Source organism: Dietzia sp. NCCP-2495, assembly GCF_026011735.1.
Lineage (GTDB): Bacteria > Actinomycetota > Actinomycetes > Mycobacteriales > Mycobacteriaceae > Dietzia.
Window position 1 is genome coordinate 16925 of sequence record NZ_BRVN01000031.1, and the last position, 10567, is coordinate 27491.

Consider the following 10567-nt stretch of genomic DNA (forward strand, 5'->3'; position numbering starts at 1 on the left):
GCGGGCCACGGTGCCCGGAACAGTGCGCGGAGTCCACGGCGCTGCGGGGCAGTGCGCGCCTCCGTCAGCTGATCGTCAGGTACGCCTCGCCCGCGGGCCGGGCCGCGCGCGCCGGGACTGGCTCGGCCGGATAGCCCACGGCGACCCCGCCCAGCGGCCGCCAGGTGTCCGGCACACCCAGCTCACGGCGGGTGGTGTCGGCGGCGAAGATCGTCGAGCCGATCCAGCACGAGCCCAGCCCCCGCGCGGCCAGCGCCACGAGCAGTGACTGCACGGCCGCGCCGCCCGCGACGGTGAACATCGTGACCTCGCAGGCGGCACGCCGCTCGTCGGGGTAGGTGTGCGCGCCCGAGGCGTCGTCGACGAACGGCACGATGAGCTCCGGGCACTCGCGCAGGATGTCGCCGCGTCCCAGTCGGCGGGCCAGCACGTCGCCGGTGTGACCGTCGGCCCGCAGGTCCCGTTCCCAGTCGGCACGCAACGCGTCGAGCAGCCGCACGCGCGCCTGCCCGGTCACCCGCACGAACCGGATCGGTGTGCTGTGATGCGGCGCCGGGGCGGTGAGGGCGTCGGCCACGGCCTCGGCGAGCAGCTCCGGCTCGACGGGCGCGTCGGAGAACCGCCGCACCGAGCGGCGGGCCGGAACCGCCTCCCGCCGCCCCTGCGCCAGGGCCTCGGCGGTGCCCAGCCGGAAGAGGTCGGACTCGCCGTCGCGGACGAGGTCGCGGGCGGTCCGGGGAACGTCGGCGGAGGAGCCCGAGCCCGCGACGGTCCCGGAGCCGGAGCCGGCCAGGTCGGTTGAGGTGGCGGGGTCGGCGTTGCCGTCGTCGTCGACCAGCAGGTGCCCCAGGCCCCGCACCACGGCGACCGGCCGCGCGCCCAGTTTCCCCTTGACCAGGTCGGCGGCGGCGGCGACCTCGTCCGCCACGGCGACGTCCGTGACCAGCAGCTCGTTGCCCTGGCGGTCCACGGCACCGTCGTAACCCACGGACACGCGCATCCCCGCTGCGCCAATCGCCATGTCGATCTGCCCCGTGCGCCACGCGCGTCCCATGGTGTCGGTGACGAGCACGGCCACGCGCGCCCCGGTGATCCGCCGCAGGTCGGCGGCCAGCGCGGCGGCGGAGGCGTCGGGGTCGGTGGGCAGGAGGGCGAGCTCGCCGGTCTCCACGTTGGACCCGTCGACGCCCGCGGCGGCCTGCACGATCCCCAGCCGGTTCTCGGTGATGAGCGTCCGGTTGACGCGCGCCACGAGCCGCACCGACTCCTGCTCGACGAGCTGCCGACGCAGGGCGTCACGCTCCTCGGGGTCGGTCGGCGCGGGCACGATCCGCCCCTCGGTCTTGGACAGGACCTTGGAGGTCAGGACCACCACGTCGCCGTCGGTGAGCCCGTGCGGATCGGCGGTGAGCGCCTCGGCGAGGATGCCCGCCAGGTCGGCGCCGGGCCGGAACTCGGGCAGGCCGTCGGGGGCCCAGAGCGTGACGTCGCCTGGAGCGGCGTGCTCGGCGGTCCAGCGCCGGATCTCGGGGAGGGCGCCGTCGGTCATCGCGCGCCCCCGGTGGCGCCGGTGATTCCCGGGCCACGCGTCGGCACGTCGAGACCGGCGAGTCGGATCGCGGCGGTGAGCATGTCGGCGGTGGCGTCGGGGTCGGTCATGAGCAGCGGGGCCTCGGTGACCTTGATGCCGCCTTCGTCCACGGGTGCGGTGTCGGCGCCGGTGGGTCCGTCGCCGGGCGCGACGAGCCAGCCGTCGAGCAGCCCGGTGCCGGACCGCGCGCCGAAGTGCCGCGCGACCGCCAGGGCGTCGGTCTCCACGCCGATCGCGTCGAGGCACGCATCGCCCATGCCGCGCAGGACCGCACCGCCGATCACGGGGCTCACCCCGATCACCGGCGCGGAGGTGCCGCGCAACGCGGCGCGGACTCCGGGAACCGCGAGGATCGCGCCGACGGAGACCACGGGGTTGGAGGGGGCGACGACGACGAGGTCCGCCATCTCGATCGCCTCCAGCACCTCCGCGGTGGGCGTCGCCTGCTCGGCCCCGACATGGACGAACCCGGAGGCGGGCAGCTGCGCCTTGTGCTTGACCCACCATTCCTGGAAGTGGATCGCTCGGGGGCCGGCGGCATCGGCGTCGCCGCCCCCGGTGCCGTCGCCACGCCCGGCTGCATCGTCGCCCCCGGTGACCACGACGTGCGTCTCGCAGCGGTCGTCGGTCACCGGCAGCAGGCGGACGCCGGGGGACCAGCGGACGCACAGGGCCTCCGTCACGTCGGTGAGCCGGTACCCGGCGCCGAGCATCTGCGTGCGGATCAGGTGCGTGGCCAGGTCCTTGTCGCCAAGGCCGAACCAGTCGGGCTGCGCGCCGTACGCGGCCAGCTCGTCGCGGGCGTTCCAGGTCTCGCCGGCGTGGCCCCAGCCGCGGTCGGGGTCGATCCCGCCGCCGAGGGTGTACATGCACGTGTCCAGGTCGGGGCAGATGCGCACGCCGTGCATCCACGCGTCGTCGCCGACGTTCACCACCGCGTCGATTTGGTGCGGTGAGTCCGCGCGGGCGGCCTCCTCGTCCAGTCCGAGCAGGCGACGCGCGCCGAGAAGGAAACGGGCGCCACCGACGCCACCGGCCAGAACACAAATCCTCACGAGGGCCAAGGGTAGTGACCCGGCCGGAGCGGGGTGTCGGCGCAGTCGGGTGCGGCCGGCCGCGGGGGACAGGGCGCTGTACGGGGGTTTCCGGGAGCCACACCGCCCCGACGTGTCCCAGGACACATTTTTCGCGGCGTGTCAGACGGGACGGAAGTCTGAGAGAAATGCTAGGGATCTGCCATTTCGCTTGACCTGAGCGTCTTGCATGTGTGTAATCACAGATGTGTCATTCAGGGGCGAGAGCCCGGGTGGCGCCGCCGACACGCTCGCGTCAACATTCAAACACCCCAGCACTCCAACCTGAAGGGATGACCGTGGATCGACAGGCACGTACCGTGGCAGGACCTGAGTTGGCCCTGGTCGACCTCGGCGTAACCGGCCTGTTCGTCGAGGACGAGGAAGAGAGCTGGCAGGACCGTGCTCTCTGTGCTCAGACGGATCCCGAGGCGTTCTTCCCTGAAAAGGGCGGATCGACCCGTGAGGCCAAGAAGATCTGCACCGGCTGCGAGGTCAAGGCCGAGTGCCTCGAGTACGCACTGGCCAACGACGAGCGCTTCGGCATCTGGGGCGGTCTCTCCGAGCGCGAGCGGCGCCGGATCAAGCGTGAAGCAGTGATGTAGAGCTCCGCCTCGAATCAGACCGCCCTCACCGGCGGTCTCTCGTCATTTACGTCAGTTCGCGTCTACGTCAGTCCGCATCCGGACCGTCCTCGACCTCTTCGGGGGAGATCTCCAGGTGCTGGGACACCAGCTCGACCAGGACCGCGTAGATGAGATCGCGGAGGTCGTCCCCGTCTGTCCCGCGACGCGACAGTGGTTTGCGGAAGAGCACCAGGCGGGCACGTGTCGGCTGACCGTTGCGGTCCACCCCTGCGGGGACGAGGCGGGCGAGCGGGACATCGCCGTCGGCCACCACCTCTTCGGGCCAGGTCTCGCCGGGCCGCAGCCGCATTCGGGGCACCATGTCCACGGCCAGATCCAGGTGCACCAGCTGTGAGTGCCATTGCTGGTCGATCTCGGCGAACGCCTCGAGCGCCGCGGCATCGAACTCGGCGGACCGGCTGCGCCACCGCGGGACCTCGGGGGGCAGGATCGGCCCACGGGGGCCGTGCCCTCGTCGTTCGGCCCGGCGGGCCGTGATCACTCGCGGACCGCTACGGCCGGGATCGCCGGGGAAATCGCGGACCGAGATCCCGCTGTCCGCGCACACGTCGCTCTGGCCGGCGCCGGGGATCGACGTCCCCGTCGGCGGCCGTCCGGGGGTGTGGGCGTGAGGGGTCATGGCGCGAGGATAGCCCCGCCCGGCCCGGACGGCGTGCAGGCGTGGCGGGCGCCGTGTCCGGGACCATCGGGCGAGTCGGAGGCGCATGCCGGGCCGGACAGGGCTACCCTGAGGCCTCGTGAGTGAGAACCGTCGTTGCTGCCGTCCAGGATGTCCCAACCGTGCGGTCGCCACGCTCACCTATGTCTACGCGGACTCGACCGCCGTGATCGGCCCGCTACCGGCGGTCCAGGAGCCCCACGCCTGGGACCTGTGCGCCGCACACGCGCTGCGCATCACCGCTCCCCGGGGATGGGACCTGGTCCGCCACCCCGATCTCGACACCTCCGCCGAGGACTCCGATCTCACCGCGCTCCTGGACGCGGTCACCGGTGGACCCGTCGGCGGGCGACGGTCGGGCGCGGCGCTCGTGGACGCCGAGCGACTGCGTCGACTGGGGGTGTCCGATCCGGGTCCGCTGCTTGATGACACCGAGTCCGAGGCCCCGTCCGGTCGCCCCCACCTCAGGGTCGTCCAGGACACATCGCAGGCCACCGGCAGCGAGGCGGATCCGTCGTCGGATCTGCACAGGTAGTCTCACGAGGACATCCGTCCGACTTATCCCTGGAGCAGCACGTGGCACGCAGCCCCGAGTCCGTCAGCGCAGTCATCAAGGCCTACGACGTCCGCGGCGTCGTCGGTGAGCAGATCGACGAGGACTTCGTCCGAGAGGTCGGAGCGTCGTTCGCCCGGTTGATGCGCTCCGAGGGCGCCGACACGGTCGTGATCGGTCATGACATGCGGGATTCCTCGCCGGCCCTGTCCACCGCGTTCGCCGGGGGTGTCACCGCCCAGGGCCTCGACGTGGTGACGATCGGCCTGGCCTCGACCGACCAGCTCTACTACGCCTCCGGGCTGCTCGACTGCCCCGGTGCCATGTTCACCGCCAGCCACAATCCCGCGAAGTACAACGGCATCAAGCTCTGCCGCGCCGGCGCCAAGCCGGTCGGCCAGGAGTCCGGCCTCAAGACGATCGCCGAGGAGGTCGCCGGGGGAGTGCCGGCGTACGAGGGCGCCGCGGGTACCTCGTCGGAGCGAGACGTCCTGTCCGGCTACGGGGAGTACCTCCGCGAGCTCGTCGACCTGTCCGGGATCCGCCCGCTGAAAGTCGCCGTGGACGCGGGGAACGGCATGGGCGGGCACACCGTGCCGGCCGTGCTCGGCGGACTCCCGCTGGAGATCGTGCCGCTGTATTTCGAGCTGGACGGCAACTTCCCGAACCACGAGGCCAACCCGCTCGAGCCCGCCAACCTGGTGGACCTGCAGAAGCTCGTCCGGGAAACCGGCGCCGACATCGGGCTGGCGTTCGACGGAGACGCGGACCGGTGCTTCGTCGTCGACGAGCGGGGCGAACCCGTCGCCCCGTCGGCCATCACCGCGCTGGTAGCCGAGCGCGAGCTGGCCAAGGAGCCGGGCGCAACGATCATCTACAACCTCATCACCTCCCACGCGGTGCCGGAACTCGTCGAGCGCAAGGGCGGCGTCGCCGTCCGTACCCGGGTGGGCCACAGCTTCATCAAGGCGCAGATGGCCGAGACCGGGGCGGTGTTCGGTGGCGAGCACTCGGCGCACTACTACTTCCGCGACTTCTGGGGTGCCGACTCCGGCATGCTGGCCGCCATGCACACGCTCGCAGCGCTGGGCGGGCAGGACGGCGCGCTGTCCGAGCTCATGGCCGAGTACACGACCTATGCCGCCTCGGGGGAGATCAACTCGACGCTCGCCTCGGCCAAGGCCCAGGACGAGCGGATGGAGGCCGTCGTGGAGGCCTTCGCCGGTCGCGCCCAGAGCGTCGACCGCCTGGACGGCGTGACGGTGGAACTCGCGGAGGGGACCTGGTTCAACCTGCGCGCGTCCAACACCGAGCCGCTCCTGCGTCTCAACGCCGAGGCGCCGACCCGCGAGGGTGTCGGCGCGGTCGTCGACGAGGTCCTCGCGATCGTCCGTGCCTGACCTGACCAGCGACACCGGATCGGGCCGGATCGACCTCGACGACGCGGACGCGCTCCGCGCGGGGGATGCCACCGGGGCACTCCTGCACGCGTCCATGGGCGGCGCGCAGTTCCGCGCTGTCGCCACGGCGATCGACGACGGCGTGCTGCGCCCGATCGAGGGCGTCCGCCCGCGGGCGGTGGTGTGGATCGGCGGTCGGTCGACCCGGGTCCGTGATGCGGCCGGCGTCGTGGGCGCACTCGCCGAGGTGGTCGGGGGCCCGTCGGCGCCGCCGTTGGTCGTGGCGCACTCCCTGCCCGCGTGGGTGGGCGCACTGGACGTGGTCCTCGTGTCGGGGGACGACGCCGGTGATCCCGGGCTGGCCGCGGCGATCGACGCCGCCTCCGGCCGTGGTGCGGCCGTGGTCGTGGACGTGCCGAGAGAGGGGCCGGTCGCGGAGTCGGGCCGGGGTAGGGCGATCTGGCTCGAGCCGTTGCCGTATCTGCCTCCGCACCGCGGCTTCCTGAGGCATGTCGCCGCGGGGATGGGAGTGCTCACCGCGCTGGGGGTCCGGGGACTCGACGTGGCGGTAGCCGCGGACGCGGTCGACACCGAGCTCGAGAGCCTCGGCCCTGATCTCGCGACCCCGGTCAACCCGGCGAAGCTGCTGGCGACCTCGGTCGCCGGGACGGGCCCCCTGGTGTGGGTACACGCCGACCCGGTGTCCGCGGCGGTCGCCGACCGCGCCGTGGCCGCGTTCTGTGACGTCGGGCGTGTGACGGCGTCGTCGTCGGTGACCGACGCCGTCCGTGCGCAGGCCGAGCGATTCCAGGGGAGACCGCCGGTCGACCCGATGGCCGGGCTGTTCCACGACGAAGAACTGGACGGACCGCTGGGCAACCTACCGGTGAGTCACCTCGGTATGGTGTTGGGCGCGGACGAGGAACTCGTCCGGCTGGCCGCGGGCCCGCTCGCGGATGTCGAGTGGATCACCGACCGTGGTCGGGACACGGTCGGCGACTCCCCGGCCCCGATGAGCGGAAAGGTGGCCGCGTTCATGGCCCGGACCGAACTGTCTGCCGCATATCTCCTGGTCGGAGGGCTGTAGGGCAGTGGTGTCACTCAGCCCGGTGATCCAGGCCTACGCCTGGGGATCCCGGACCGCTCTTCCCGAACTGTGTGGGACCGCCTCGCCGGCGCCCCACCCGGTCGCCGAGCACTGGTTCGGGGCGCACGACTCCGGCTCGTCCGTGTGCTCCGACGGGCGGGGACTCGACCAGCGCATCGCAGCCGATCCCCGGGGCGAACTGGGAGACCGCGTCGTCGACGAGTACGGCGGGTCGTTGCCGTTCCTGGTCAAACTCCTCTCCGCGGAACAGGCGCTCTCCCTCCAGGCGCATCCCTCTCCGGAGAAGGCGCGGGAGGGATACGCGGCCGAAAACGACCGCCGGATCGCGGTGGACGCGTCGAACCGGAACTACCGGGACGCCAACCACAAGCCGGAGATCCTGGTCGCCCTGACCGAGTTCCACGCGCTCGTCGGCTTCCGCCCGGTCGAGCGGACCATCGCGTTGTTCGACGCGCTGGACGCACCGGCGCTGCGCCCGTACCGGGACATGCTGGCCGGCCAGCCCGACGCCGAGGGTCTCCGGGCGGTCTTCACGACGTTCGTGACGATGCCCCACGGTGTGCTGTCCGAGATCGTCACCGACCTCGTCGGGCACGCCGTCGGCTACCTGTCCGCACACGGCGTGGACGGCCGGTGGTCCCGGGTCGCGGCGACGGTGACCGAGCTGGCCGAGCGCTACCCGAGTGATCCGGGCGTGCTCGGCGTGCTGCTGCTCAACCGCGTGTCGCTGAACCCCGGCGAGGCGGTCTACCTCGGTCCCGGCCAACTCCACGCCTATCTGCACGGCGTGGGGGTGGAGGTCATGGCGAACTCGGACAACGTCCTGCGCGGCGGGCTCACCCCCAAGCACGTCGACGTGCCCGAGCTGATGCGCGTCCTCGAGTTCACCCCGCTGGCGGACCCCACCGTGCAGCCCGTCCCCGCCACGCGCGGTGTCCCCGGCGAGGTCGACTATCCGACCCCGGAACCCGATTTCGCGCTGTCCCGCATCACCCTCGAGGCCGGGGACACGTCCGTGTCCTGGCGGCCGGAGGGGCCGGAGGTGTTGCTGTGTACCGCCGGCGTCACCACGGTGTCCGTGGGGGAGTACGACGACGAGCTCCGTGCCGGCGGCGCCTACTGGGTCCCCGCGTCGACAGACGAGGTCGTCCTGGCGAGCACGGACGGGGCGACGATCTTCCGTACCCGCGTCGGGGACCGGTGACGGGCGCACCGGCCGGACCACCACCGCGGCGGCCGGACCACCACCGCGGCGGCCGGACCACCAGTGCGGCGGCATTGCCGCTACTGTGGTTCGGAGTCTCAACGAGAAGAAGCAAGAGGAGCTGGTCGCACACATGTCCGCTGATCTGCAGGTGCAGTCCGTCAACGGTGTCGAGTTCAAGGTGGCGGATCTGTCGCTCGCGGAGGCGGGCCGCAAGCAGATCCGTCTCGCCGAGCACGAGATGCCGGGTCTGATGGCGCTGCGCGAGGAGTACGCCGCCGAGCAGCCGCTGGCCGGGGCGCGTATCGCCGGTTCGATCCACATGACGGTCCAGACCGCGGTCCTCATCGAGACGCTCACGGCGCTGGGCGCGGAGGTCCGGTGGGCCTCCTGCAACATCTTCTCGACGCAGGACGAGGCGGCCGCGGCCGTCGTCGTGGGTGCCGAGGGCACCCCGGAGGCGCCGGCCGGCGTGCCGGTCTTCGCCTGGAAGGGCGAGACGCTCGAGGAGTACTGGTGGTGCACCGAGCAGATCATGACCTGGCCGGGCGAGGCGCCCAACATGATCCTCGATGACGGTGGCGACGCGACGATGCTGGTCATCAAGGGCACCGAGTTCGAGGCCGCCGGCGCCGTGCCGTCGGACGACGAGGCCTGGTCGGCCGAGGAGAAGGTGTTCCACGCCCTCCTCCGGGCCTCGGTCCCCGCCAATCCCGGTAAGTACACCGCGATCGCGGAGTCGGTCAAGGGCGTCACCGAGGAGACCACCACGGGTGTGCACCGGCTGTACCACTTCCACGCCGAGGGCGTTCTGCCGTTCCCGGCCATGAACGTCAACGACGCGGTCACCAAGAGCAAGTTCGACAACAAGTACGGCACCCGCCACTCGCTGCTGGACGGCATCAACCGCGGTACCGACGCCCTCATTGGCGGCAAGAAGGCCCTCGTGTGCGGCTACGGCGACGTGGGCAAGGGCTGCGCCGAGGCGCTCGCCGGGCAGGGTGCGCGCGTCCAGGTCACCGAGATCGACCCCATCAACGCCCTGCAGGCGATGATGGACGGCTTTGACGTGGTCACCGTGGACCAGGCGATCTCCGAGGCGGACATCGTCATCACCGCCACGGGCAACAAGGACATCATCACCTTCGAGCACATGACGAAGATGAAGAACAAGGCCATCCTCGGCAACATCGGTCACTTCGACAACGAGATCGACATGGCCGGGCTCGAGTCGGCCGAGAACGTCACGCGGATCAACATCAAGCCGCAGGTCGACGAGTTCGTGTTCGACTCCGACGGGCGCTCGATCATCGTGCTGTCCGAGGGACGTCTGCTCAACCTCGGCAACGCCACGGGTCACCCGTCCTTCGTCATGTCGAACAGCTTCTCCGATCAGGTCATCGCCCAGATCGAGCTGTTCACCAAGGCGGAGCAGTACCCGATCGGTGTGCACCTGCTGCCCAAGGTCCTCGACGAGAAGGTCGCCCGCCTGCACGTGGAGGCGCTCGGTGGCACCCTCACCCGCCTCGCCAAGGACCAGGCCGACTACATTGGCGTGGACGTCGAGGGCCCGTACAAGCCCGAGCACTACCGCTACTGATCGACCGGGTCCCGACGATCGAGGTGGCAACGACTGATGAGGTCCGGAGGACAGACGCGATGAGTGCACGGCTCGTCGTGGTCGAGGGACTGGACGGTGCGGGGAAGAACACCCTGACCACCGCGCTGGTCGTCGAACTCACCCGTCGTGGACTCACGGTCGGTCGACTGGCCTTCCCCCGTTACGGGACCCTGCACGCCGACTTGGCCGCCGATGCACTGCACGGCGGCCAGGCCGGCACCGCGGACTCCCCGCACGCGATGGCGCTGCTGTTCGCGCTGGACCGGCACGCGGCGGTGGGGGAGTTGGCCGATCTCACCCGGTCGAACGACATCGTGCTGCTCGACCGGTATGTCGCGTCCAACGCCGCGTACACCGCGGCACGCCTCGGCGCCGCCGGCGCCGAGGAGGCGATCGACTGGATCGACGCGCTGGAGTTCGACACACTGGCGCTCCCCGTCCCGGATCTGCAGATACTCCTGGACACCCCTGTGGAGCTCGCCGCCGAGCGCGCGGGATCCCGGGAAGCACAGGATCCGGGACGTACCCGCGACCGCTACGAGCGCGACCAGACGCTCCAGGCGGACACCGCGACCGCCTACCGGCGGCTCGCCGAGGCGTCGTGGCGTTCGCCCTGGACGGTCCTCGGGCCACAGCCGGACGTGCCGGCGCTGGCCGACCTCGTCGTCGGGACCTGACCAGGGCGCCTACCGCGCAGGCCCGCTGCCCGCAC

General features: G+C 71.5%; 10 protein-coding genes. 7 read left to right on the top strand and 3 right to left on the bottom strand.

The features are described from left to right. Positions 1-64: 64 nt before the first annotated feature. A complete protein-coding gene (locus OPF83_RS16175) occupies positions 65-1549 on the bottom strand; it encodes a coenzyme F420-0:L-glutamate ligase (RefSeq protein WP_264888659.1) in 1485 nt (494 codons plus the stop codon). Beyond that, a complete protein-coding gene (cofD, locus tag OPF83_RS16180; RefSeq protein ID WP_264888660.1) occupies positions 1546-2646 on the bottom strand; it encodes a 2-phospho-L-lactate transferase in 1101 nt (366 codons plus the stop codon). The genes OPF83_RS16175 and cofD overlap by 4 nt, the downstream gene beginning before the upstream one ends. 311 nt (positions 2647-2957) lie before the next feature. Between cofD and OPF83_RS16185 the strand changes: the two genes are divergently transcribed. Further along, on the top strand, positions 2958-3269 hold the full coding sequence (locus tag OPF83_RS16185) for a WhiB family transcriptional regulator (protein ID WP_264888661.1): 312 nt from the start codon (positions 2958-2960) through the stop codon (positions 3267-3269). 67 nt (positions 3270-3336) lie between these two features. On the opposite strand, the gene OPF83_RS16190 is transcribed toward OPF83_RS16185, so the two are convergent. After that, positions 3337-3840: a metallopeptidase family protein gene (locus tag OPF83_RS16190; RefSeq protein WP_375546286.1), complete on the bottom strand. Its 504-nt coding sequence runs from the start codon at positions 3838-3840 to the stop codon at positions 3337-3339. 208 nt (positions 3841-4048) lie between these two features. Between OPF83_RS16190 and OPF83_RS16195 the strand changes: the two genes are divergently transcribed. From OPF83_RS16195 to OPF83_RS16220, 6 genes are all read left to right on the top strand, one after another. Then, the gene (locus OPF83_RS16195; RefSeq protein ID WP_264888662.1) at positions 4049-4504 is read left to right on the top strand and encodes a DUF3499 domain-containing protein; all 456 of its coding nucleotides are present in this window, start codon (positions 4049-4051) and stop codon (positions 4502-4504) included. Between the two features lie 41 nt (positions 4505-4545). Continuing rightward, positions 4546-5922: a phosphomannomutase/phosphoglucomutase gene (locus OPF83_RS16200; RefSeq protein WP_264888663.1), complete on the top strand. Its 1377-nt coding sequence runs from the start codon at positions 4546-4548 to the stop codon at positions 5920-5922. After that, positions 5915-7009: a hypothetical protein gene (locus OPF83_RS16205; RefSeq protein ID WP_264888664.1), complete on the top strand. Its 1095-nt coding sequence runs from the start codon at positions 5915-5917 to the stop codon at positions 7007-7009. Before OPF83_RS16200 ends, OPF83_RS16205 begins: the two co-directional genes overlap by 8 nt. Positions 7010-7013: 4 nt before the next feature. Continuing rightward, positions 7014-8234 carry a mannose-6-phosphate isomerase, class I gene (manA, locus tag OPF83_RS16210; protein ID WP_264888665.1) on the top strand — a complete coding sequence of 407 codons (1221 nt, stop codon included), beginning with the start codon at positions 7014-7016 and terminating at the stop codon, positions 8232-8234. A gap of 133 nt (positions 8235-8367) precedes the next feature. Then, on the top strand, positions 8368-9834 hold the full coding sequence (gene ahcY / locus OPF83_RS16215) for an adenosylhomocysteinase (protein WP_264888666.1): 1467 nt from the start codon (positions 8368-8370) through the stop codon (positions 9832-9834). A 59-nt stretch (positions 9835-9893) separates the two neighbouring features. Next, positions 9894-10532, top strand: coding sequence for a dTMP kinase (locus OPF83_RS16220; protein WP_264888667.1), 639 nt, complete (start codon positions 9894-9896; stop codon positions 10530-10532). Positions 10533-10567 lie beyond the last annotated feature (35 nt).